This window comes from Nocardioides sp. YIM 152588, from assembly GCF_040191335.1.
Taxonomy (GTDB): domain Bacteria; phylum Actinomycetota; class Actinomycetes; order Propionibacteriales; family Nocardioidaceae; genus Nocardioides.
The window spans coordinates 34,383-58,160 of the sequence record NZ_JBEGDJ010000013.1 but is presented as its reverse complement, the minus strand read 5'-3'; the positions used below and the strand labels follow the sequence as shown (position 1 = coordinate 58,160).

At 73.5% G+C, this 23,778-nt stretch carries 23 protein-coding genes; all 23 read right to left on the bottom strand.

Features of this window, described 5'->3' with window-relative positions:
• Window positions 1-16 precede the first annotated feature (16 nt).
• The 23 genes from ABLM29_RS09035 to ABLM29_RS08925 all read right to left on the bottom strand — a co-directional run bounded on the left by ABLM29_RS09035 (window position 17) and on the right by ABLM29_RS08925 (window position 23,776).
• Window positions 17-2,080 carry a primosomal protein N' gene (locus tag ABLM29_RS09035; protein ID WP_349713761.1) on the bottom strand — a complete coding sequence of 688 codons (2,064 nt, stop codon included), beginning with the start codon at window positions 2,078-2,080 and terminating at the stop codon, window positions 17-19.
• 264 nt (window positions 2,081-2,344) lie between these two features.
• A complete protein-coding gene (metK, locus tag ABLM29_RS09030; protein WP_349713760.1) occupies window positions 2,345-3,547 on the bottom strand; it encodes a methionine adenosyltransferase in 1,203 nt (400 codons plus the stop codon).
• A gap of 149 nt (window positions 3,548-3,696) precedes the next feature.
• Window positions 3,697-4,959, bottom strand: a complete 1,263-nt coding sequence (coaBC, locus tag ABLM29_RS09025) for a bifunctional phosphopantothenoylcysteine decarboxylase/phosphopantothenate--cysteine ligase CoaBC (protein ID WP_349713759.1) — start codon at window positions 4,957-4,959, stop codon at window positions 3,697-3,699.
• A gap of 16 nt (window positions 4,960-4,975) precedes the next feature.
• The gene (gene rpoZ / locus ABLM29_RS09020) at window positions 4,976-5,305 is read right to left on the bottom strand and encodes a DNA-directed RNA polymerase subunit omega (RefSeq protein ID WP_349713758.1); all 330 of its coding nucleotides are present in this window, start codon (window positions 5,303-5,305) and stop codon (window positions 4,976-4,978) included.
• A gap of 11 nt (window positions 5,306-5,316) precedes the next feature.
• Window positions 5,317-5,904 (bottom strand): guanylate kinase, encoded by a 588-nt coding sequence (gene gmk, locus ABLM29_RS09015; RefSeq protein ID WP_349713757.1) that lies wholly within the window; start codon window positions 5,902-5,904, stop codon window positions 5,317-5,319.
• Entirely contained in the window at window positions 5,897-6,220 is a 324-nt protein-coding gene (mihF, locus tag ABLM29_RS09010) for an integration host factor, actinobacterial type (protein ID WP_502889201.1), read from the bottom strand. Before mihF ends, gmk begins: the two co-directional genes overlap by 8 nt.
• A gap of 149 nt (window positions 6,221-6,369) precedes the next feature.
• Complete coding sequence (locus tag ABLM29_RS09005; protein WP_349713756.1) at window positions 6,370-6,903, bottom strand: hypothetical protein; 534 nt, start codon at window positions 6,901-6,903, stop codon at window positions 6,370-6,372.
• A gap of 26 nt (window positions 6,904-6,929) precedes the next feature.
• The gene (gene pyrF / locus ABLM29_RS09000; protein ID WP_349713755.1) at window positions 6,930-7,763 is read right to left on the bottom strand and encodes an orotidine-5'-phosphate decarboxylase; all 834 of its coding nucleotides are present in this window, start codon (window positions 7,761-7,763) and stop codon (window positions 6,930-6,932) included.
• The gene (locus ABLM29_RS08995; RefSeq protein ID WP_349713754.1) at window positions 7,763-8,839 is read right to left on the bottom strand and encodes a quinone-dependent dihydroorotate dehydrogenase; all 1,077 of its coding nucleotides are present in this window, start codon (window positions 8,837-8,839) and stop codon (window positions 7,763-7,765) included. Before ABLM29_RS08995 ends, pyrF begins: the two co-directional genes overlap by 1 nt.
• The gene (carB, locus tag ABLM29_RS08990) at window positions 8,836-12,144 is read right to left on the bottom strand and encodes a carbamoyl-phosphate synthase large subunit (RefSeq protein WP_349713753.1); all 3,309 of its coding nucleotides are present in this window, start codon (window positions 12,142-12,144) and stop codon (window positions 8,836-8,838) included. The genes ABLM29_RS08995 and carB overlap by 4 nt, the downstream gene beginning before the upstream one ends.
• 1 nt (window position 12,145) lies before the next feature.
• Entirely contained in the window at window positions 12,146-13,279 is a 1,134-nt protein-coding gene (carA, locus tag ABLM29_RS08985) for a glutamine-hydrolyzing carbamoyl-phosphate synthase small subunit (RefSeq protein ID WP_349713752.1), read from the bottom strand.
• A complete protein-coding gene (locus ABLM29_RS08980; protein ID WP_349713751.1) occupies window positions 13,276-14,589 on the bottom strand; it encodes a dihydroorotase in 1,314 nt (437 codons plus the stop codon). Before ABLM29_RS08980 ends, carA begins: the two co-directional genes overlap by 4 nt.
• Window positions 14,586-15,521, bottom strand: a complete 936-nt coding sequence (locus tag ABLM29_RS08975; RefSeq protein WP_349713750.1) for an aspartate carbamoyltransferase catalytic subunit — start codon at window positions 15,519-15,521, stop codon at window positions 14,586-14,588. Before ABLM29_RS08975 ends, ABLM29_RS08980 begins: the two co-directional genes overlap by 4 nt.
• Window positions 15,518-16,150, bottom strand: coding sequence for a bifunctional pyr operon transcriptional regulator/uracil phosphoribosyltransferase PyrR (gene pyrR / locus ABLM29_RS08970; RefSeq protein ID WP_349713749.1), 633 nt, complete (start codon window positions 16,148-16,150; stop codon window positions 15,518-15,520). The genes ABLM29_RS08975 and pyrR overlap by 4 nt, the downstream gene beginning before the upstream one ends.
• A gap of 216 nt (window positions 16,151-16,366) precedes the next feature.
• Window positions 16,367-17,785, bottom strand: coding sequence for a dihydrolipoyl dehydrogenase family protein (locus ABLM29_RS08965; protein WP_349713748.1), 1,419 nt, complete (start codon window positions 17,783-17,785; stop codon window positions 16,367-16,369).
• Between the two features lie 41 nt (window positions 17,786-17,826).
• On the bottom strand, window positions 17,827-18,546 hold the full coding sequence (locus ABLM29_RS08960) for a hypothetical protein (RefSeq protein WP_349713747.1): 720 nt from the start codon (window positions 18,544-18,546) through the stop codon (window positions 17,827-17,829).
• 141 nt (window positions 18,547-18,687) lie between these two features.
• Window positions 18,688-19,095 (bottom strand): transcription antitermination factor NusB, encoded by a 408-nt coding sequence (gene nusB / locus ABLM29_RS08955; RefSeq protein ID WP_349713746.1) that lies wholly within the window; start codon window positions 19,093-19,095, stop codon window positions 18,688-18,690.
• A 9-nt stretch (window positions 19,096-19,104) separates the two neighbouring features.
• Window positions 19,105-19,668, bottom strand: coding sequence for an elongation factor P (efp, locus tag ABLM29_RS08950; protein WP_349713745.1), 564 nt, complete (start codon window positions 19,666-19,668; stop codon window positions 19,105-19,107).
• Between the two features lie 100 nt (window positions 19,669-19,768).
• A complete protein-coding gene (locus tag ABLM29_RS08945; protein WP_349713744.1) occupies window positions 19,769-20,218 on the bottom strand; it encodes a type II 3-dehydroquinate dehydratase in 450 nt (149 codons plus the stop codon).
• Window positions 20,215-21,354, bottom strand: a complete 1,140-nt coding sequence (gene aroB / locus ABLM29_RS08940; RefSeq protein ID WP_349713743.1) for a 3-dehydroquinate synthase — start codon at window positions 21,352-21,354, stop codon at window positions 20,215-20,217. The genes ABLM29_RS08945 and aroB overlap by 4 nt, the downstream gene beginning before the upstream one ends.
• The gene (locus ABLM29_RS08935) at window positions 21,351-21,839 is read right to left on the bottom strand and encodes a shikimate kinase (RefSeq protein ID WP_349713797.1); all 489 of its coding nucleotides are present in this window, start codon (window positions 21,837-21,839) and stop codon (window positions 21,351-21,353) included. The genes aroB and ABLM29_RS08935 overlap by 4 nt, the downstream gene beginning before the upstream one ends.
• Before the next feature lie 29 nt (window positions 21,840-21,868).
• Entirely contained in the window at window positions 21,869-23,047 is a 1,179-nt protein-coding gene (gene aroC, locus ABLM29_RS08930; RefSeq protein ID WP_349713742.1) for a chorismate synthase, read from the bottom strand.
• Between the two features lie 21 nt (window positions 23,048-23,068).
• Complete coding sequence (locus tag ABLM29_RS08925; RefSeq protein WP_349713741.1) at window positions 23,069-23,776, bottom strand: A24 family peptidase; 708 nt, start codon at window positions 23,774-23,776, stop codon at window positions 23,069-23,071.
• Window positions 23,777-23,778 lie beyond the last annotated feature (2 nt).

The window sequence follows — 23,778 nt, the reverse complement described above, 5'->3', positions numbered from 1 at the left end:
AATGGTCTCGGCGAGATCACAGCCGCGGTGGATCGACCTGCACCCGCACCGGCTCCAGCTTGCGCGCCGAACGCGCCCCCTGGGCCTCGCGCAGGGCGTGCGCCAGCACGTCTCCCTCGGCGGCCGGGACCCGCACGAGCATCCGCTCGGCCTCCGGTACGTCGCCGCCCCGGGCCGTCGCGTCGGCCGCCGGCAGGGGGCCGAGCACCTCCGCGCCGTCGGGCAGCGCGGCCAGCGTGAGCAGGTCGTCGATGGCGCCCGGGGTCCCGGTGAGCGTCGCGATCCGAGCGGCCGGGGGCAGCCGGGCCGAGCGTCGCTCCTCGGCCTCGCGCGCCGCGAACCCCTCGGGGTCCCAGCGGACCAGTGCCTGGAGCGCCGGGAGGCCCGGGTCGCCGACGGCCAGCGCGCGGCCGCCGGGCCGGACCAGGCCGATCGCGTTGGCCCACCGGCGGACCGCCTCCTCGGCGGTGCGCAGGCTGTCGTGGGCCAGTGCCAGCCAGGTGTCGAGGAGCACCACGACGGCGTACCCGCCCTCGGCGACGGGCTCGGCACCGGGCGTGGCGACCACGATGCGCGGACCGGCCGGCACCGTGTCGCGGATCCGGTCGCCCGACGAGGTGAGCACCGGCACGCGCGGGAAGACGCGGCCGAGCTCGTCCGCCGTCCGGGCGTCGCCCAGCACCGGCGCGCGGAGCCCGCGACCGCCGCACGTCCCGCAGGACCAGTCGGGCGCCTCGGTGGCGCACCACCGGCACGCGGGCGGGGTGGTCGGCCCGGTCAGCTGCAGCGGGCCGGTGCAGGCCGCGCAGCGGGCGGGGGTCCGGCAGCGCTCGCAGGCCAGGCGCAGCGCGTACCCGGCGCGGGGCGTCTGCACCAGGACCGGCCCGTGCTCCAGGCCCCACCGGACCGCGTCGTGGGCCTCCTTGGGGATCCGCGCGTGCGCGGCGTGCGGGTCGCGCCGCAGCGCATGCTCGGACGCCCCGGTGACCGCCACCAGGACCCGGTCGCGGCGCCGCTCGCGGGGCAGCGCGATCTCGTGGGCCCAACCGCCGGCGAGCAGCTGAGCGCCCTCGACGCTGCGGCCGAAGCCGGCCACCAGCGCGCCGGCGCCCTCGATCTCGGCGCGCATGCCGAGCAACTCCCGCACGTGCGGGTACGGCGCGCGGGGCTCGGCGTGCAGGTCGTCGCCGTCGTCCCAGATCGCCACGAGGCCCAACCCGTGCACCGGGGCGAACGCCGCCGACCGGGTGCCCACCACGATCCGCCGCTCCCCGCGGGCCACGGCCAGGAAGTCGCGGTAGCGGGCGGCGGGGCCAGGCTCGGCGTGCAGCGTGACGTGGTGCCCCTCACCGAGCAGCGCCTCGAGCGCGGCGTCGACGCGCGCCACGTCGCGGTGGTCGGGGAGGCAGACGATCGTGCCCCGGCCGCCGGCCAGCGTCTCGGCGGCGGCGACGGCGAGCAGGTGCGGCCAGTCCTCCCCCGGCGCCACCGACCACACCGCGCGCGGGGCGTGCCCGGCCCGCAGGTGCTCCAGGAACGCCGGCGCGGACGGGTACGCCGACCAGGCCCCCGCCGCCCCCGGCGGGACCCGCAGCGGCGGTTCGGGCGGGGTCTCCTGCTTCTCGGTCGCGGCGTGCCGGGGCGGCACGGCCAGCCGCCGCACGTCCGCGGCGGTGCCCGCGTAGTGCTCGGCGACGCGGTCGCACAGCGCCCGCACCGCAGGGCTGAGCACCGGCTCCGCGCTCACCAGGCGGCGCAGCGGCGCCAGCCGGCCCTCGTGGCTGCTCTCCGCGCCGCGGCGCACGACGAAGCCGTCCACGTCCTGCCCGCCGAACCGCACCTTCACCCGCACCCCGGGCCGGACGCCGTCGGCCATCGCCAGCGGCACCGCATAGTCGAACTCCCGGTCCAGGTGCGCCATCGGCAGGTCCAGCACCACGCCGGCCACCGGGTCGGTGTCGGTGATCTCGGCCTCGGCCGCCTTCCGGGCGCGGGTCGTGGCGGCCTTCGCCCGCCCCTCCGCCGCGCGGTCGCGAACGAGCCCCGGCAGCTCCAGGGCGGGCTCGTCGGACCGGGTCATGGGCGCAGTTCTACCAGCGGTGGTGGATGGGGTGCGGGGCGGGCGGGCGTGGGGTCGGAATCACCGGTCGACCGGTGATTCGGTCGCTCGACAGGCGGTGCAACGCCCGTCAAGCAACCGAACTGCCTGTCCGCCGGTACGCGTGAGTTGCCTGAGGCACACGACCCACCCCCACCGACCACCATCACCAACGCCGCCGAAAAACACCGAGTCGGCAGAAGCTGACGCCGGGAAGGCGGTCAGTTCCTGCCGACTCGTGGTGCCTCAGAGGCCGACGGCGGCCTTCAGCGCGTCGGCGCGGTCGGTGCGCTCCCAGGTGAACTCGGGCAGCTCGCGGCCGAAGTGACCGTAGGCGGCGGTCTTGGCGTAGATCGGGCGCAGCAGGTCGAGGTCGCGGATGATCGCCGCGGGCCGCAGGTCGAAGACGTCCAGCACCGCCTGCTGGATCTGCTCGTCCGGGACCACGCCGGTGCCGAACGTCTCGATGAAGACGCCGACCGGGGCGGCCTTGCCGATCGCGTAGGCGACCTGCGCCTCGCAGCGCCGGGCCAGGCCGGCCGCCACCACGTTCTTGGCCACCCAGCGCATCGCGTAGGCCGCGGAGCGGTCGACCTTGGACGGGTCCTTGCCGGAGAAGGCGCCGCCGCCGTGGCGGGCCATGCCGCCGTAGGTGTCGACGATGATCTTGCGGCCCGTCAGGCCGGCGTCGCCCATCGGGCCGCCCACCACGAACCGGCCGGTCGGGTTGACCAGCAGCCGGTAGCCCTCGGACGGCACGGACGCCTTGAACTGCTCCAGCACGGGCTCGATCACGTGCTTGGTGATGTCCGGCGTCAGCGTCTTCTCGAGGTCGATGTCCTCGGCGTGCTGGGTGGAGAGGACGACGGTGTCGATGCGCACGGGGCGGTTGTCGGCGTCGTACTCGATCGTGACCTGCGTCTTGCCGTCGGGCCGCAGGTACGGCAGCGTCCCGTCCTTGCGCACCGTCGAGAGGCGCTCGGAGAGCGTCTGCGCGATCTTGATCGGCAGCGGGAAGAGCTCGGGGGTGTCGTCGCAGGCGTAGCCGAACATCAGGCCCTGGTCGCCGGCGCCCTGCCGGTCGAGCGCGTCGTGCGAGGACTCGATCCGCTCCTCGTAGGCGTCGTCGACACCCTGGGCGATGTCGGCGGACTGCGCGCCGATCGCCACCTGGACGCCGCAGGAGCGGCCGTCGAAGCCCTTCTCGGAGGAGTCGTAGCCGATCTCCAGGATCCGCTCGCGCACCAACTGCGCCACGGGCGCGTACGCCGAGGTGGTGACCTCGCCCGCGACGACCACCAGTCCGGTGGTCAGCAAGGTCTCCACGGCGACGCGCGCCTGCTTGTCGTGCTCGAGCAGGTAGTCGAGGACGGAGTCGCTGATCTGGTCGGCGATCTTGTCCGGGTGTCCCTCGGTCACGGACTCGGAGGTGAAGAGACGTCCAGTCACGGGTGCATTGCTCCTGCAGTTCGGACCGGGCGGCGGTGCCAGGTCGGTTGACGAGTCAGGTGATCAGGTGATGCGTCCACCCCAACGATACGGATCGCCGTGGACGCCGGCCCTGCGATCTCACGGGAAATGCGCACAGGGCGGGTCGATCAGGCGCGTGGACCCATCCGGTCCGCGATCCGGTCCCAGATCACGTGCGCGAGCGCGGCCTTCGAGCCGCGCGGCACCTCGGTGCTCGAGCCGTCGGCGGCGAGGATCACGGCCTCGTTGTCCTCCGCACCGAAGACCGCGCCGCCGCTGACGTCGTTGACGACCAGCAGGTCGCAGCCCTTCCGGGCCAGCTTGGCGCGGGCCAGGTCCAGCACCCCACCGGTGCTGTCGCCGGTCTCGGCCGCGAAGCCCACCACCACCTCGGCGACGCGGGTGGCGGCCAGCTCGGCGAGGATGTCGGGGTTCTGCTCCAGCGAGATCGTCGGGGCCGAGCCGTCGGCGGACTTCTTGATCTTCACCGTCGACTCCCCCGTGGGCCGGAAGTCGGCAGGCGCGGCGGCCATCACCACGGCGTCGGCGCCGACCGAGGCCTGCAGCACCGCCTCGCGCAGCTCGGCCGTGGTCTCGACGCGCTCGACCTTCACCCCTGCCGGGTCCGGCAGCGTCACGTTCGCGGCCACCAGGGTCACGTCCGCACCGCGGGCGGCGGCGGCACGCGCCAGCGCGTAGCCCTGCCGCCCCGAGGAGCGGTTGCCCAGGAACCGCACGGGGTCCAGGCGCTCACGGGTGCCGCCGGCCGAGACCACCACCCGGCGCCCGGCGAGGTCGGGGGCGAGCGCCCCGCGCGCGAGCACGTCGGCGCAGAGCCCGAAGATCTCCTCCGGGTCCGGCAGCCGGCCCTTGCCGGTGTCGGCGCCGGTCAGCCGGCCCTCCGCGGGCTCCACGACGACCACGCCGCGCGAGCGCAGCGTGGCCACGTTGGCGGTGGTCGCCGGGTGCTCCCACATCTCGGTGTGCATCGCCGGGGCGAGCACCACCGGGCAGCGGGCCGTCAGCAGCGTGTTGGTCAGGAGGTCGTCGGCGAGGCCGTGGGCGGCCTTGGCCATCAGGTCGGCGGTCGCCGGGGCGACCACCACGAGGTCGGCCGACTGGCCGAGACGGACGTGCGGGACCTCGTGGACGCCGGTCCAGACCTCGGCCGAGACCGGCTTGCCGGAGAGCGCGGCCCACGTGGGCGCGCCGACGAACTCCAGCGCCGCGGCCGTCGGCACGACCGTCACGTCGTGACCCGACTCGGTGAAGCGGCGCAGCAGCTCGCACGCCTTGTAGGCGGCGATGCCGCCGGAGACGCCGAGCACGACCCGCGGGCGAGCGGGGCGCGCCGGCGTCACGTCTCCGTCGGCCGACGGGTGGGAGGACACCGGAAGTGCCCTCAGCTCACTCGCTGATCTCGGGCGCGGTGGCCGCGGCGTCCGCGGCGGCGGCCTGCTCGGCGGCGAGCTCAGCCGGGTCGACGTCCTCACAGGTCAGCAGGTCGTCGTTGATCTCGCGCAGCGCGATCGACAGCGGCTTCTCCTGGACGTGCGTCTCCACGAGCGGGCCGACGTACTCCAGCAGACCCTCGCCCAGCTGGGAGTAGTAGGCGTTGATCTGACGCGCGCGCTTGGCACCGTAGAGGACCAGCTTGTACTTGCTGTCCGTCTTGGAGAGGAGGTCGTCGATCGGGGGGTTGGTGACACCCTCGGCGGCGATGTTGGGGGCAGACACGCGCAGTAGCCTCACAAGTCGTTGATTGGTGAACCCATCAAGCCTACCAACTCCTCGGCAGCCTCGTGAACTTCGTGGTTGACGATGGTCCGGTCGAACTCCGCCTCGGCGGCCAGCTCGTCCCGCGCGGTGCTCAGCCGGCGCTCCCGCTCGGCCTCGCCCTCGGTGCCGCGGCCGACCAGCCGGCGCACCAGCTCCTCCCAGGACGGGGGCGCCAGGAAGACGAAGAGGGCCTCGGGCATGGTCTCGCGGACCTGGCGGGCGCCCTGCAGGTCGATCTCGAGCATCGCGGGCCGGCCGGCGGCCAGGGCCTCCTGCACCGGGCCGCGGGGCGTGCCGTAGCGGTGCCGGCCGTGCACGACGGCCCACTCCAGGAGCTCCCCGTCGGCGACCATCCGGTCGAACTCGTCCTCGTCGACGAAGAGGTAGTGCACCCCGTGGACCTCCCCCGGGCGCGGGGCGCGGGTGGTCGCGGAGACCGAGATCCACACCTCCGGGTGACGCTCGCGGACCGCAGCCGCAACCGTCCCCTTCCCGACCGCAGTCGGGCCGGCCAGCACCACCAGTCGACGGGACCCGGTAGTGCTGGCGTCAGTCACCGGCGAACTCGCGCTCCAACGCGGCCAGCTGCTTGACGCCCAGCCCGCGGACTCGTCGCGACTCGGCGATGCCGAGCTTCTCCATCAGGAGACGGGCCTTGACCTTGCCGAGCCCGGGCACGGACTGCAGCAGGTCGATCACCTTCATCTTGCCGATGACCTCGTTGGTCTGGCCCTGGGCGAGGACGTCCGCGATGGACGCGCCGGAGTTCTTCAGGCGGTTCTTCACCTCGGCGCGCTCGCGACGCGCGGCCGCGGCCTTCTCGAGGGCGGCCTGACGCTGTTCAGGAGTCAGAGGCGGCGGAGGCAGTGCCACGGGCTGGGTCCTTCGGATCAGTGGGTACGCCGGCGTCAGCGCCGACGGGCACACTTAACCAGACCCTCCCGGGACCGGCAACGCACCCCGCCCATTCACCTCGCTGCTACCGGCGCGTCAGCGCCGTGCAGGCAGGTCGGCGGAGGCGCTCACAGGCTCAGCGGGGACCCGCAGACGTCGCGGGCCTGCTGCTCCACCGCGCCCATCGCGGCCACCGTCGACGCCGCGCCGAGCGCGGTGGCGGCGGCGTCGATGGAGGCGCGCTCGTCAGCCGTCAGTCCCGCCGGCGGCGCCTCGCGTCGGTACGACGCCGGGTCCACGCCCGCGTCGTCGAGCGCGTCCACGAGGCGCTGGATCGCGCCGTTGACCTGGGTCCACTCGTCGGCGATGTCCCGGGGTGCCTCGTCGGCGAGCCGCTCGAAGCTGGGCAACGCCCGGATCAGACCGGTGGTCGGCCCCGCCTCCAGCGCCGCGCCGACCACGGCGCGCTGCTCGGCGACGGTCTCGCAGTAGCGCTCGAAGGGCTGGGAGTCCGCGGTCGAGGAGGCCTGCACCCCGACGCCGATGCCGACCGCGCCCAGGGCCACCCCCGCCGCGACCGCCCACCGGGTCCAGCCGATGGTGGGCGACCCGCCGGGACCGTGGTCGGGGCGCCCCGGAGCGGGCGGCGTCGTCCCCGACACCGCCGCCTCTCCCCGGCCGCTCCCCGTCATCCGGCGGCGGCGCGCAGCTCGTCGTTGGCGCGGGCGACGGCGTCGCGCAGGCCGGCCGGGGCGGGGCCCTGGCGGAGCACGCCGCGCGAGGTGCTCGGCAGGACGTTGCCCGCCGAGGACCCGAAGATCCGGGCGATGTCGGCACCCGTGCCGCCCTGCTCCCCGTAGCCGGGGGCCAGGATCGGGCCGTTGAACGCGAAGTCCAGGCCGGCGCCGTCCACCGTCGCGCCGACCACGGCGCCGAACGAGCCGAGCGGCTCGGCGCCCCGGTTGAGCGCGCGCAGGTGACCGAGCATGGTGGCCGCCACCGTCGCGCCCCCGTGCGCGGCGTCGGTGGTGGCGTGCTGCACCTCCGGGCCCTCCTTGTTGGAGGTGGCGGCGAGCACGAAGAGCCCGGCGTCGTGGCGCACCGCGGCGTCGACGAACGGCTGCAGCGAGCCGAAGCCGAGGTACGGGCTGACCGTCACGGCGTCCGAGGCCAGCGGCGAGGCCGGGTCCAGGTAGGCGTCGGCGTAGGCCTGGGAGGTGGAGCCGATGTCGCCCCGCTTGACGTCGAGCAGCACCAGCGCGCCCGCGGCCCGGGTCTCGGCGATCACCCGCTCGAGGACGGCGACGCCGCGGCTGCCGAACCGCTCGTAGAAGGCCGACTGCGGCTTGACCACGCTGACGTGCGGGGCGATCGCGTCGACCGCGCCGAGCGCGAACCGCTCGAGGCCGGCCACGTCGTCGTCGTACCCCCAGGCGGTGAGCAGGCCGGGGTGCGGGTCGATCCCGACGCACAGCCGACCGCGCTCGGCGGTGGCGGCGGCCAGGCGGGCACCGAACGTCATCAGGAGCTCCTCTCCAGCTCGCGCAGGATCCGGCGGGGCCACGCCGGACCACCGTAGATGAAGCCGGTGTAGGCCTGCAGCAGCGTCGCGCCGGCGGCCAGCCGCTCGGCGGCGTCCTCCGGCGTGCTGATCCCGCCCACGCCGATCAGCGTCAGGTCCGGGCCGACGCGGCCGCGCAGCAGCCGCATGACCTCGGTGGCCCGCTCGCGCACCGGCGCGCCCGACAGGCCGCCGGCGCCGATCGCGGCGACCGTCTCGGGGTCGGAGACCAGGCCGTCGCGGCTGATCGTGGTGTTGGTGGCGATGATGCCGTCCAGGCCGAGGTCGAGCGCCATGTCGGCGACCGCGAGGACGTCCTCGTCGGCGAGGTCCGGCGCGATCTTGACCAGCAGCGGCACCCGGCGGTCCGGGACGGTCTCATCCGCCACCGTGCGCACGTGCGTCAGCAGCGGGGCGAGCTTCTCGACCGACTGGAGGTTGCGCAGGCCCGGCGTGTTCGGCGAGCTGACGTTGACCACCAGGTAGTCCGCGTACGGCGCCAGCTGGCGCGTCGAGGTCTCGTAGTCGGCCTCGACCGCGGCCTGGTCCTCGTCCGGGACGACCTTGGACTTGCCGATGTTGATGCCCAGCACCGGCCGGCCCGGTACGCCGGAGCGCTGACCGGACGGGTCCCCCACCGGCCCGCGCGACTCGGCGAGCCGGCGCGCGACGGCGTGCGCTCCGTCGTTGTTGAAGCCCATCCGGTTGACCACGGCGTGGTCGTCCGGCAGCCGGAACATCCGCGGCTGCGGGTTGCCCGGCTGGGCCAATGCGGTGACGGTGCCGATCTCGACGTGGCCGAAGCCGAGCCCGGCCAGGGCGGCGTAGGCCAGCCCCTGCTTGTCGAACCCGGCCGCGAGGCCGAGCACGTTGGGGAAGGTCAGCCCGAGCGCCTCGACCGGCGTGCCCGGCAGCGGCACCCGGCGCAGCACCGGCCCGGCGGCCCGGATCGCCCCGAAGCCCAGGTGGTGGGCGCGCTCGGGGTCGACCCGGACGAAGCCGTGGCGGAAGAGCGCGTCGTAGACGGCTCCGCTCACTGGGCGGCCTCCCGCACCCGGCTCCAGTCCTGCAGGGACCGGACACCGATGTCACCGGCACGCAGGGAGGCGATCCCCTGGACCGCGGCCGCGGCGCCCTGCACCGTGGTGATGCAGGGGGTTCCGGTCAGCACCGCGGCGGCGCGGATGTCGTACCCGTCGTGGCGCCCGTCGGCCGAGGAGCCGTTCGGGGTGTTGACGATCAGGTCGATCTCGCCGTCCTGGATCATGCCCACGATGGTCGGCTCCCCGTCGGGACCGGGGCCCGAGGAGTGCTTGCGCACGACGGTCGAGGGGATGCCGTTGCGCCGCAGCACCTCCGCCGTGCCCTCGGTGGCCAGCAGCTCGAAGCCGTAGTCGGCCAGGACGCGCGCGGGGAAGACCATGGTCCGCTTGTCGCGGTTGGCGATCGAGATGAAGACCTTGCCACCGAGCGGCAGCGGCCCGAACGCACCGGCCTCGGCCTTGGCGAACGCGGTGCCGAAGTGCGCGTCGAAGCCCATGACCTCGCCGGTCGACTTCATCTCCGGGCCCAGGACGCTGTCGACGAACTGCCCCTCCTTGGTGCGGAACCGGTTGAACGGGAGCACCGCCTCCTTGACCGCGATCGGCGCGTCGGCCGGCAGCAGCCCGCCGTCGCCGGTCGCCGGGAGCAGGCCCTCGGCCCGCAGGTCGGCGATGGTGGCTCCGAGCATCACCCGGGACGCGGCCTTGGCCAGCGAGGTGCCGGTGGCCTTGGAGACGAACGGGACCGTGCGCGAGGCGCGGGGGTTGGCCTCGATCACGTAGAGCACGTCGGCGCCCAGCGCGAACTGGATGTTGATCAGGCCGCGCACACCGACGCCCTCGGCGATCGCCGCCGTGGCGGTGCGGATCCGCTCGATCTCGCTCCTGCCCAGGGTGATCGGCGGCAGGGCGCACGAGGAGTCGCCGGAGTGGATGCCGGCCTCCTCGATGTGCTCCATCACGCCGCCCAGGAAGAGATCGGTGCCGTCGTAGAGCGCGTCGACGTCGATCTCGACGGCGTCGTCGATGAACCGGTCGATCAGGACCGGGCGGTCCTCGCTGATCAGCTCGGTCGCGGCCTCGAGGTAGGTCTCCAGCATCTCGTCGGAGTACACGATCTGCATGCCCCGGCCACCGAGGACGTACGACGGGCGCACCAGCACCGGGTAGCCGATCGAGTGGGCGATGTCGCGGGCGTCCTCGAACGAGACCGCGGTGCCGTGCTTCGGGGCGACCAGGCCGGCATCGGCCAGGATCCGGCCGAAGGCGCCGCGCTCCTCCGCCAGGTGGATCGCCTCGGGGCTGGTGCCCACGATCGGGATCCCGGCGTCCTGCAGCCCCTGGGCCAGGCCCAGCGGCGTCTGGCCACCGAGGGTGGCGATCACGCCGGCGATCGGCCCCGCGGCCCGCTCGGCCTCGACGATCTCGAGGACGTCCTCGAGCGTCAGCGGCTCGAAGTAGAGCCGGTCGGAGGTGTCGTAGTCGGTGGACACGGTCTCCGGGTTGCAGTTGACCATGATCGTGTCGTAGCCGGCCTTCGACAGCTCCTGCGAGGCGTGCACGCAGGAGTAGTCGAACTCGATGCCCTGACCGATGCGGTTCGGGCCCGAGCCGAGGATGATCACGGCCTCGCGCTCGCGCGGGACGACCTCGGTCTCCTCGTCGTAGGAGGAGTAGTAGTACGGCGTCCGGGCCTCGAACTCGGCGGCGCAGGTGTCGACGGTCTTGAAGACCGGGCGGATCCCGGTCGCGTGCCGCACGGCGCGCACCTCGGCCTCGCCGAGGCCGCGGATCTCGCCGATCTGGACGTCGGAGAAGCCGTGCCGCTTGGCCAGGCGCAGCGTCCGCTGGTCGAGCTCGGCCGCGTCGCCGACGGCGGCGGCGACCTCGTTGATCAGGAAGAGCTGGTCGACGTACCAGGGGTCGATCTTGGTGGCGTCGAAGATCTCCTCCGGCGTGGCGCCGGCGCGGATGGCGAGCATCAGCTTCTGGATGCGACCGTCGTGCGGGCGCACGACGTCCGCGAGGAGGGCGTCCTTGTCGCCGGTCTCCCCGGCCCAGGTGAAGGCCGAGCCCTTCGACTCCATCGAGCGCAGGGCCTTGTTGAGCGCCTCGGAGAAGTTGCGGCCGATCGACATCGCCTCGCCCACGGACTTCATGTGGGTGGTCAGCGTGGCGTCGGCGGTCGGGAACTTCTCGAACGCGAACCGCGGGACCTTGACCACGACGTAGTCGAGGGTCGGCTCGAACGAGGCCGCGGTGGAGCCCAGCGGGCCCGCGGTGATGTCGTTCTCGATCTCGTCGAGGGTGTAGCCGATCGCCACCTTGGCGGCGATCTTGGCGATCGGGTAGCCGGTCGCCTTGGACGCGAGCGCCGAGGAGCGGGAGACGCGCGGGTTCATCTCGATGACGATGACGCGGCCGTTCTCCGGGTTGACGGCGTACTGGATGTTGCAGCCGCCGGTGTCGACGCCGACCTCGCGGATCACGCCGATGGCGAGGTCGCGCAGGTGCTGGTACTCGCGGTCGGTGAGCGTCATCGCCGGGGCGACGGTGATCGAGTCACCGGTGTGCACGCCGACCGGGTCGAAGTTCTCGATGGAGCAGATGATGACGACGTTGTCGTTCTTGTCGCGCATCACCTCCAGCTCGTACTCCTTCCAGCCGAGGATCGACTCCTCGATGAGGACCTCGGTGGTCGGCGAGGCCGACAGCCCGGCGCCGGCGATGCGGTGCAGGTCCTCGGCGTCGAACGCGATGCCCGAGCCCAGGCCGCCCATGGTGAAGGAGGGACGGACGACGACCGGGAAGCCGAGCTCCTCGGTGGCCTTCTCGACCTCGTCCATGCTGTGGCAGATGAAGGAGCGGCAGACCTCGCCGCCGACCTTGCGCACGATGTCGTTGAAGAGCTCGCGGTTCTCGCCGCGGTGGATCGCCTCGAAGGAGGCGCCGATCATCTCGACGCCGTACTTCTCCAGCACGCCGTTCTCGTGGAGCGCCGTGGCGGTGTTGAGCGCCGTCTGACCACCCAGCGTCGGGAGGATCGCGTCCGGGCGCTCCTTGGCGATCACCTTCTCGACGAACTCGGGGGTGATCGGCTCGACGTAGGTGGCGTCGGCGAACTCCGGGTCGGTCATGATCGTGGCCGGGTTGGAGTTGACCAGGATGACCCGGAGGCCCTCCTCCTTGAGGATCCGGCAGGCCTGGGTGCCGGAGTAGTCGAACTCGCAGGCCTGGCCGATGACGATCGGGCCGGAGCCGATCACCAGGACGGACGTGATGTCCTCGCGCTTGGGCATGTCAGGCCTTCCCGTCCATCAGCTGGACGAACCGATCGAAGAGGTACGCCGCGTCGTGCGGCCCGGCGGCGGCCTCGGGGTGGTACTGCACGGAGAACGCCTTGAGGGCACCGTCGGCGTCGCGGAGCTCGAGGCCCTCGACCACGTCGTCGTTGAGGCAGACGTGGCTGACCGTCGCCTCGCCGTACGGCGTGGCGGTGGAGCCCTCCAGCGGGGCGTCCACGGCGAAGCCGTGGTTGTGCGCAGTCACCTCGACCTTGCCGGTGGTGCGGTCCATCACCGGCTGGTTGATGCCGCGGTGGCCGTACTTGAGCTTGTAGGTGCCGAACCCGAGGGCGCGGCCGAAGAGCTGGTTGCCGAAGCAGATCCCGAAGTAGGGGATGCCGGCGGCCAGGGCGCCGCGGAGCAGCTCGACCTGGCCGGTGGTGGCGGCCGGGTCGCCGGGACCGTTGGAGAAGAACAGGCCGTCGGGGGCGACCGCCTGCACCTCCTCCAGCGTGGCGGTGGCGGGGAGCACGTGCACCTCGATGCCGCGCTCGGCCATCCGGTAGGGCGTCATCGCCTTGATCCCGAGGTCGAGGGCGACCACGGTGTGCCGCTTCTCCCCCTGCGCGGGGACCACGTACGCCTCGCCGGTGGAGACCTCGCCGGCGAGCTCGGCGCCGGCCATCTGGGCCGACGCCTTGACCCGCTCCAGGAGGGCGGTCTGGTCGGTCTCGGTGCTGGAGATGCCGGCCCGCATCGCCCCGCGCTCGCGGAGGTGGCGGGTGAGGGCGCGGGTGTCGATGCCGCTGATGCCGACGATGCCCTGTGCGACCAGCTCGTCGTCGAGGCTGCGCTCGGAGCGCCAGTTGCTGGCGCGGCGGGCGGGGTCGCGGACGACGTAGCCGGAGACCCAGATCCGGGTCGACTCGGGGTCCTCGTCGTTGACGCCCGTGTTGCCGATGTGCGGGGCGGTCATCACCACGATCTGGCGGTGGTACGAGGGGTCGGTCAGCGTCTCCTGGTAGCCGGTCATGCCGGTGTTGAAGACGGCCTCGCCGAAGGTCTCGCCGGTCGCGCCGTAGGCCTCGCCGCGGAAGACGCGGCCGTCCTCGAGGACCAGCAGCGCCTCGCCGGTGGGGGTGGCGGTCATGCCAGGTCTCCTTCCAGCACGGTCGGTACGCCGCGCAGCAGGGTCGAGTGGACGGCACCGGTGAGGGACCGGCCGTGCCAGGGGTTGTTGCGGGACAGCGAGACCGACCGGTCGCGGTCGACCGTCACCTCCGCCGTCGGGTCGACCAGGGTCAGGTTGGCGGGCTCGCCCACCGCGATCGGGCGGCCGTGGCCGGCCAGCCCGGCGATCCGGGCGGGCGTGGTGCTCATCGCGGCGGCGACGTCTGCCCAGCCCATCTGGCCGCTCTCGACCATCACGGTGGCGACGACCGGGAGCGCGGTCTCCAGCCCGAGCATGCCGAAGGCCGCGTCGACGAAGGCGTGCTCCTTGTCGTGCCGCGCGTGCGGGGCGTGGTCGGTGGCGACCGCGTCGATCGTGCCGTCGGCCAGCGCCGCGCGCAGCGCCTGGACGTCCTCGTCCGGCCGCAGCGGCGGGTTGACCTTGAACGTCGGGTCGTAGCCGGTCAGCAGGTCGGTGGTGAGCAGCAGGTGGTGCGGGGTGACCTCGGCGGTGACGTCGATGCCCTGCGCCTTGGCCCAGCGGACCACCTCGACGCTGCCGGCCGTGGAGACGTGCGCGACGTGGACGCGGCTGTTGGTGTGCCGGGCCAGCATCACGTCGCGGGCGACGATGATCTCCTCGGCGATGCCGGGCCAGCCGGGCAGGCCGAGCTGGCCGGAGAGCTCCCCCTCGTGGCAGCAGGCGGTCGGGCCGGCCAGCGTGGGGTCCTGGCTGTGCTGGCTGATCACGCCGCCGAACGCGCGGACGTACTCCAGCGCGCGGCGCATCACCCGGGCGTCGTGGACGCACTTGCCGTCGTCGGAGAAGACCCGGACGCGGGCGCGGGAGCGGGCCATCAGGCCGAGCTCGGCGAGCTCCTCGCCGGCCAGGCCCTTGGTCACCGCGCCGACCGGCTGCACGTCGACCAGGCCGACGGAGCGACCCAGGTCGAAGACGCGCTCGGCGGCCTCCGCGGTGTCGGTCACCGGGTTGGTGTTGGCCATCGCCAGCACGGCGGTGTAGCCGCCGACCGCGGCGGCCCGGGAGCCGGTCAGCACCGTCTCCGCATCCTCGCGGCCGGGCTCGCGGAGGTGGGTGTGCAGGTCGACGAGGCCGGGCAGCAGGACCAGACCGTCGGCGTCGACGGTCCGCGTCTCGGCGTCCGCCTTCAGCGACCCGATCTCGCGGATCACGCCGTCGGCCACCAGCACGTCGGCGGCGTCGGCGCCGAGCAGGCGGGCGCCCTTGATCAGGATCGGGCTGTGCTTCTCGACAGGCTGGTCACTCATGCGCTCTCCTCCCCGGTGAGCAGGTGGTACAGGACGGACATCCGGACGGCGACGCCGGCCGAGACCTGGTCGAGGACGACCGAGCGGCCCACCGCGTCGGCGGCGTCGGCCGAGATCTCCAGCCCGCGGTTCATCGGGCCCGGGTGCAGGATCGGGGTGTCGGGGCCGAGCAGCGAGAGCCGGTCCCGGGTCAGGCCGTAGCCGACCGTGTACTCGCGGGCGGTCGGGAAGTAGCCGCCGCTCATCCGCTCGCGCTGGACGCGCAGCATCATCACCGCGTCGGCGGTCGGCAGCACGCTGTCCAGGTCGTAGGAGAGGTCGAACCCCACCGACTTGGACCAGTCGCCGATGCCGGCCGGCATCAGGGTCGGCGGCGCCACCACGGTGACGGTCGCGCCGAGCTTGAGCAGGCTCTTGATGTTGCTGCGGAAGACGCGGCTGTGGGTCAGGTCGCCGACCAGCACGACGTGGCGGCCCTCCAGCGAGCCGAGGCGCCGGGTCAGCGTGTAGGCGTCGAGCAGCGCCTGGGTGGGGTGCTCGTGCATGCCGTCGCCCGCGTTGATCACCGGCACGTCGACCCACTGGCTGATCTGGTGCGCGGCGCCGCTCGCGGAGTGGCGGACCACCAGGCCGTCGATGCCCATCGCGGTGACGGTGAGCACCGTGTCGCGCAGGCTCTCGCCCTTGCTGGCGCTGCTGCCCTTGGCGGACAGGTTGATCACGTCCGCCGAGAGCCACTTGCCGGCGATCTCGAAGCTGGACCGGGTCCGGGTGGAGTCCTCGAAGAAGAGGTTGATCACCGTCCGGCCGCGCAGCGCGGGGAGCTTCTTCACCGCGCGGCGCTGCACGTCGTGCATCTCGGCGGCGGTCTCGAAGATCTCCTCGATCCCGGCCGCGTCGAGGTCGTCGATGCTGAGCAGGTGCCGGGTCACGCGTCTCCCTCCGTCGGCTCCGTGCCGCTCGCCGTGCGGGCCCCTGGGGCGGGCTGGGCGGCGATGTCGTAGATGCGCACCTCGTCGGCGCCGTCGGTCTCGGCCAGCCGGAGGCCGACCCGCTCGCTCCGGGCGGTCGGCAGGTTCTTGCCGACGTGGTCGGCGCGGATCGGGAGCTCGCGGTGGCCGCGGTCGACCAGCACCGCCAGGCGTACGACGGCCGGCCGGCCGAGGTCGCTGAGCGCGTCGAGCGCGGCGCGGATGGTGCGCCCGGAGTAGAGCACGTCGTCGACGAGCACGACCGTCTTGCCGTCGATGCCCGAGGAGGGCAGCTCGGTCTTGTGCGGCGCCCGGGTCGGGTGCGAGCGGAGGTCGTCGCGGTACATGGTCACGTCGAGCGACCCGGTGGCGACGGTGGTGCCCTCGACCTCGGCGATCCGCGCGGCGAGCCGCTGCGCGAGCGGGACGCCGCGGGTGTGCAGCCCGAGGAGGAGGAGGTTCTCGGCGCCCTTGTTGCGCTCGAGGATCTCGTGGGAGATGCGGGTCAACGCCCGGGAGATGTCACCGGAGTCGAGGACGACCCGTCCTGCGTCGAGGTGCTGATCACGGACCTGCGGCTGGGTAGGCATGCGCCTGCCTGACCTCCTTCTCCGCCTCACGGGACGGCTCGTTAAAGGATGTCTGAACGACTCCCGACCCTACCGTTTCCGACCTCTCCGGCACCAAACCGCGCACCCCGCGAGTCGGCACAAACTGACGCCTGCCGGACCGAGTCGGCAGAAAGTTTCTGCCGACTCGCGCCCGCTGGCCCGGACCACCGCGTCAGTTTCTGCCGACTCGCGCGCTCAGAGGTCCGCCAACGCGCTCTCGATCGCGCGGTGGAACGTCGGGTAGGCGTAGACCATCGTCCGCAGCGTCTCCAGCGGCACCCTCGCGTGCACCGCGGTGACGAGCATCCCGATCATCTCCCCGCCGGCGGGGCCGGCCGTGGTGGCGCCGACCAGCACGCCGCGGTCGGCGTCGGCGACCAGCTTCACGAGCCCGCTGTTGGCGGTGCCGTCCGGCCCGGGCCCGTGGATCCAGCCGCGGCTGGAGGCGGTCAGGTCGGTGAGCCCGGTGGCCACCGTGATCCCCGCGTCACGGGCCTGCGCCTCGGTCAGGCCCACCGAGCCCACCTCGGGGTCGGTGAAGGTCACCCGGCTGACGGCCCCGTACTCGGCCCACGGGCCGTCCTCGCCGAGCAGGTCGCGGGCCGCGACCGCCGCCTGGTACATCGACATGTGGGTGAAGGCGCCCCGGCCGGTGATGTCGCCGATCGCCCAGAGGCCCTCGCCGGCCCGCATCCGCTCGTCGGTGTCGAGGAACCGTGCCGAGGGGTCCAGGCCGACGGTCTCCAGGCCGAGGTCGGCGAGGTTGCTGCGGCGGCCGGCGGCCACCAGCAGCGCCTCGGACTCGACGATCCCCCCGGCGTGCTGGACGCGGAACAGCCCGTCGGCGTGGGAGACGCGGGTGACCGTCGTACCGGCGTGGACCGCGATGCCGTCGGCGGCCAGGGCCCCCGCGACCACCTCGGCCGCCTCCGGCTCCTCCGGGCCGAGGATCCGGGGCCCCGCCTCGAGCACCGTGACCTCCACCCCGAAGCGGGCGAACGCCTGCGCGAGCTCGCAGCCGATCGCTCCTCCGCCGAGCACGGTCAACCGGGTGGGCAGGTCGCGCACGCGCATCGCGTCGCGGTTGGTCCAGTACGGCGTCGCGGCCAGCCCGTCGATCGGCGGCGCAGCCGGCTCGGTGCCGGTGTTGAGCACCACGCCGAGGCGGGCGCGCAGCGTCACCGGGCCGCGGCCGGCCTCGACGACCACCTCGCGGGGGCCGGACAGGCGGGCCGTGCCGCGCATGACGCGGACGCCGGCGGCCTCCAACCGCTCCACCGCGACCCGGTCGTCCCAGTCGTCGGTCGCCTCCTCGCGGATGCGCGCGGCGACCGGGGCCCAGTCGGGCCGCACGTCCGCCTCGCCGGCCGTGCCGGCGACCCGCCGCGCCTCCGCCAGCACGTTGGCCGCGCGGATCATGATCTTCGACGGGATGCACCCGAAGTAGGGGCACTCCCCACCCACGAGGCGCCGCTCGACGGCGACCACCTCGAGGCCGCCGCGGGCCAGCGCGCCGGCGAGGGACTCGCCCCCGGGGCCGGTGCCGACCACGACGACATCGACGGTCTGGTCGGAGGTGTCGGGAGACGCCGCGGCGTCCGCACTCTCGGGCATGGGCCGAGCGTACGGACGCCGTGATCGTCAGACCAGACTCCTCAGAGTCCTTCCTCCTTGTGCCCCCGGTAGGGGACGTACTCCTCGTAGACGACCTTGCCGTCCGCGTCCTTGATGGTGACGTGGCGGCCGCCCTCGTCCATCCGGGTCTCCTTCTCGCCGCCCGCGGGGACCGTCGGCGGCGTCGTCTCCGTCGGCTCGACGGTTCCGTCGCTGGTCGGCTCGGTGCTCGGCTCCGAGACGGGCTCCGTGGTCGGTTCCGTGGTCGGCTCGGTCGCGGCCTGGGTGCTCGGCTCGGTGGTCGGCTCGGTGGTCGGCTCGGTGGTCGGCTCCGTGGTCGGCTCCGTGGTCGGCTCCGTGGTCGGCTCCGTGGTCGGCTCCGTGGTCGGCTCCGTGGTCGGCTCGGTCACCGGCTCCGTGGTCGGCTCCTCGCAGACCTGGTACAGCATGAACCAGTCGCCGTTGCCGGAGCCGCCGTGCGAGACGTAGTACGGCTCCCCGATCGGGTGCCCCTGGTGCACCTGCCCCTGCGGCTTCCCGTTGGTGAAGTTCCAGCCGTCGTCGTCCGGGGACGGTGCCTCGTCCACGGGGCCGCCGGTCCACACCGCCAGGTAGACGGTGCACACCTCCTCGGCCGCGCCGACGCCGGTCGACGCGGTCGCCCCGAAGGCCGCCGCACCGAACGCCGTCCCGATCGCCAGAACCACCGCGGCGACCGCCGCAACCGTGGTCGTGACCTGCCTGTTCAGTGTGTTCCTCATGGTCCTGCTCCTCGTCCCGATTTTACCTTGCGGGACACGGAACCGGGTGCCCGGAGGGCGTCTCCTCGGTCACAGCGAAGCCCCGCCCACGCGGTGCGCGGGCGGGGCTTCGGAGGAGGCAGGGTCAGGCTGGGTCCGTGGTCAGACCAGCGTCTCCTTGCTGCGCTGGATCGCGCCCAGGACGCCGTTGACGAACGCCGGGGACTCGTCGGTGGAGAGCTCGGTGACCAGGGACATGGCCTCGCTGACGGCCACCGCGTCCGGCACGTCCTCGGCCCACAGCAGCTCCCAGACGCCGAGGCGCAGGACGTTGCGGTCCACGGCGGGCATCCGCGCGAGCGACCAGCCCTGGGCGAACTGACCCAGCACCTCGTCGATGCGCGACTGGTGCTCGACGACACCCCGGACCAGGACCGCGGTGTAGGGGTTCGTCGGGGCGTTGCCCTCGGAGACGGCCCGCTCGAGGCCGTCGACACCCGTCTCACCGCGCAGGTCGGCGGCGAAGAGCAGGTCCAAGGCCCGCTTGCGGGCCTTCGTGCGTGCGCTCATGGGGTGCGGTCAGCCCTTGACGCGGCCGAGGTACGACGAGTCGCGGGTGTCGACCTTGACCTTCTCGCCCTGCTCGACGAAGAGCGGGACCTGGATCTCGTGGCCGGTCTCGACGGTGGCCGGCTTGGTGCGGCCGGTGGCGGAGTCGCCGACCACGCCGGGCTCGGTGTAGGTGATCACGAGCTCGACGGAGGCGGGGAGCTCGATGAAGAGGACGCGGCCCTCGTTCATCGCCACGATCGCCTCGGCGTTCTCGAGCAGGAAGTTCTTCGCGTCGCCGACGATCTCCGGGTCGACCTCGATCTGCTCGTAGGTCGTGGTGTCCATGAAGACGTAGTTGCTGCCGTCGTTGTACAGGTACTGGTACGTGCGGCGGTCGACGGTCGCGGTCTCGACCTTGGTGCCGGCGTTGAAGGTCTTGTCGACGTTCTTGCCCGACTCGACGTTGCGGATCTTGGTGCGCACGAACGCCGGGCCCTTGCCGGGCTTCACGTGCTGGAACTCGACCACCTGCCAGAGCTGGCCGTCGATCTTCAGCACCATGCCGTTCTTCAGGTCGTTCGTGGTTGCCATGCGTTCGTCTTCTCCGATGCAGGTATGGGCGATGTCAAGTGCCTCGCGTGGGCGTCGCGCTGCGGGCGCGGACAGCCCGCACGCGGGCCAGCGAACGATTCTAGTGCCGGTCGGGCGTAGCGATGAATTCGAGCGCCCGCCGGTAGCCGTCGATCCCGTGGCCGGCGATCACGGTGGCCGCGTGGGGCGTGACGACGGAGGTGTGCCGGAACACCTCGGGCCGCCGCTCGGGGTCGGAGATGTGCACCTCGACCAGCGGCGCGACCAGCTGCGCGCAGGCGTCGTAGAGCGCGTAGGAGTAGTGCGTCCAGGCGGCGGCGTTCAGCACCACCGGGGTCTCGTCGTCGGCCGCGGCGTTGAGCCAGTCGAGCAGCTCGCCCTCGTGGTTGGTCTGGCGCACCTCGACCTCGAGCCCGCGCTCGGCGCCCCAGGCGACGCAGAGGTCAGCGAGCTCCGCGTGCGTGGTGGCGCCGTAGATCTCGGGCTGCCGGCGCCCGAGGCGACCCAGGTTGGGTCCGTTGAGCACCAGCACCCGGCGCGGGGCGCTCATGCCGACACCGCCTCGAACGCGGCCCTCATGTCCGCCTCGGACGGGCCGGCGAGCACCACCGGCCGGGCCAGGTCCTCGAGCACGACGAACCGGATCACCGAGCCGCGGGCCTTCTTGTCCACCCGCATCGCGGCCAGCAGCTCCTCGAAGTCCGCCTCCCCGTCGTACGACGTCGGCAGGCCGACACGCTCCAGCACGGCACGGTGCCGGGCCACCACCTCCGGCGCCAGGTCGCCCGCACGGGCGGCCAGCTCGGCCACGAAGACGCAGCCGACCGCGACCGCCTCGCCGTGGCGGACGCCGTAGCCGGAGGCGCGCTCGATGGCGTGCGCGAGGGTGTGGCCGTAGTTGAGGGCCTCCCGGCCCGGGTGCTCGGCGCCCGCGGAGCCGGCGGTCTCCTTGAGGTCGCCGGCCACGACGTCGGCCTTGACCCGGACCGCGCGCTCGACCAGCTCGCGCAGCGCGGGCGCGTCGGCCGTCAGCGCGGCAGGGTCGGTGGCCTCCACGAGGTCGAGGATCGCGGTGTCGGCGATGAAGCCGCACTTGACCACCTCGGCCAGACCGGCGACCAGCTCCTCGCGCGGCAGGGACTCCAGCAGGGAGAGGTCGCAGAGCACGCCCACCGGCTCGTGGAAGGCGCCGACGAGGTTCTTCCCGGAGTCGGTGTTGATCCCGGTCTTGCCGCCGACGGCGGCGTCGACCATCGCCAGGAGCGTCGTCGGCACGTGGACCACCGCGACGCCGCGCAGCCAGCTGGCGGCGACGAAGCCGCCGAGGTCCGTGGTGGCGCCACCGCCCAGGGTGACCACGGCGTCGGAGCGGGTGAAGCCCTCCTCGCCGAGGGCGTCCCAGCAGGCCGAGGCGGTCTCGGCCGTCTTGGCCTCCTCGCCGTCCGGGATCTGCAGCACGGTGACGTCGTAGTCCTCGGTCAGCGCCGGGAAGGCGTCCAGGACCCGGTCGAGCAGGCCCTCCAACGACTCGGGGCAGACGATCGCGACCCGCTCGGCGGCACCGGGGAGCAGGGCGGGCAGCCGGTCGAGGACGCCGTGGCCGACCACGACGTCGTACGGCTGCTGGGTGGCGACGCGGATCGTCGTGGGCTCGGCGGCGCTCGCCGGACCGGTGGGTGCGCTCATCGGGCGATCAGCTCCTCGATCTCGGCGGCCACGTCCTCGGGACTGCGGCCGTCGGTGTCGACGGTGTGGGTGGCGACGGACTCGTACACGGGGGCGCGCTCGTCGAGCAGCGTCTTGATCCGGCCGCGGACGTTGCCCAGCAGCATCGGGCGGGTGGAGCCGAGGCCGACCCGCTTGACCGCGTCGGCGAGGCCCACCCGCAGGAAGACCACGTCGCCACCGGAGGCGACGTACTCGGCGAGACCGGCGCGCGAGTCGGGGTCGAGCACGGCCCCGCCGCCGAGCGAGAGGACGCCGTCGTGCCCGCTGAGCGCCGCCGCGACCGCCTCGCGCTCCAGGGCCCGGAACGAGGTCTCGCCGTCGGTGACGAAGATGTCCGCCACGGTCCGGCCGGTGGCCTCCTCGACGTCGGTGTCGGTGTCGCGCGCCGCCACTCCGCTGCGCGCGGCCAGGGCGGCGCCGACGGTCGACTTCCCGGCGCCCATCGGGCCCACCAGGACGACCAGGGGACGGCTCACCGGTACCTCAGCGCGTCCAGGTAGCCCTCGACGTTGCGGCGGGTCTCGCCGACCGAGTCGCCGCCGAACTTCTCGGTGACGGCGTCGGCCAGCACCAGCGCGACCATCGCCTCGGCCACGATGCCCGCGGCGGGGACCGCGCAGACGTCCGAGCGCTGGTGGTGCGCGACGGCCTCCTCGCCGGTGGCGAGGTCGACGGTGCGCAGCGCGCGGGGCACGGTGGCGATCGGCTTCATCGCGGCGCGCACGCGCAGCACCTCGCCGGTGGTCATGCCGCCCTCGGTGCCGCCGGAGCGACCGGAGACGCGGCGCAGCCCGTCCCCGGTCGGCACGATCTCGTCGTGCGCCAGGGATCCGGGGGTGGCGGCCAGCTCGAAGCCGTCGCCCACCTCGACGCCCTTGATCGCCTGGATGCCCATCAGCGCGCCGGCCAGGCGCGCGTCCAGGCGCCGGTCCCAGTGGACGTGGGAGCCGAGGCCCGGCGGGAGCCCGTGCACCACGACCTCGACCACGCCGCCGAGCGTGTCGCCGTCCTTGTGCGCCTGGTCGATGCGCTCGACCATCTGCCGGGAGCCGTCGGCGTCGAAGCAGCGCACCGGGTCCTCGTCGAGGCGCGCGACGTCGTCGATCGTCGGCAGCTCCGTGCCCGGGGTACGGACGCCACCGATCTCCAGGACGTGGGAGACGACCGTCGCGCCGACGGCCTGCTCCAGGAAGTTGCTGGCCACCCGGCCGAGCGCCACGCGCGCCGCGGTCTCGCGCGCCGAGGCGCGCTCCAGGATCGGGCGGGCGTCCTCGAAGTCGTACTTCTGCATGCCCGCCAGGTCGGCGTGCCCGGGCCGGGGCCGGGTCAGCGGCGCGTTGCGCGCCATCGACGCGAGCTCCGCGGCGTCGACCGGGTCGGCCGACATGACCTTCTCCCACTTGGGCCACTCGGTGTTGCCGACCTCGATCGCGACCGGGCCGCCCTGGGACTCGCCGTGGCGGACACCGCCGATGATCCGGACCTCGTCGGCCTCGAACTTCATCCGGGCGCCGCGGCCGTAGCCGAGGCGGCGGCGGGCGAGGGAGTCGGAGATGTCTTCGGTCGTGATCCCCACGTGGGCCGGCAGCCCCTCCAGGATCGCGACGAGCGAGGGTCCGTGGGACTCCCCGGCAGTCAACCAGCGCAGCATGGGGATGAGTCTCCCACGCCCTCAGGGGGTGGCCAGGACCTGTCCCAGGACGACCGCCACCAGCGCCCCGAGGACGAGGAACGGCCCGAACGGGATGTGCCGCCGGATCGCGGTGCCGGCGCGTCGCATCGGCGCCAGCGCCAGAGCGCCCAGCACCGCGGCGGCGACGACCGAGGCGAGCACGGTCGGGACGCCGAAGGGTCCCAGCGCGAGGCCGATCAGGGCGCCCAGGCGCACGTCGCCGAGCGCCATCACCCGCGGGCTGATCAGCCACAGCAGGCCGTAGTACGCGCCCAGACCGAGGAACCCGGCCGCGCCGGCGACGAGCACCACCGGCTCCCCCAGCGCGGCCGATGCCGCGCCCACGAGCGCCGCCACGGCCGCCGCGGCCGGCCAGATCAGGCGGGCCGGCAGGTACCACGTGACGTAGTCGACCACCGCGAGCGCGCAACCGATCGGCACCAGCAGCAGCAGCCAGGAGAGGCCCCAGCCGAAGCCGACGGCCAGACCGAGGACGGCGCCGGCCAGCGCGCAGCCGACGGCCGAGCGCGCGGCCAGGCGCGGCCGCGCGGCCAGGTCCACGTAGGGCACCTTCGCCGGGTAGTCGCCCGGGTCCTCGGCCGGGTCCGGCTCGGGCTCGGGCAGGGCCGCGATCACGCGCGGCACGACGGCGCCGCCGACCGCCCCCACCGCGGCACCCAGCGCCGCGGCCCCCCAGTGCCACTCCACGG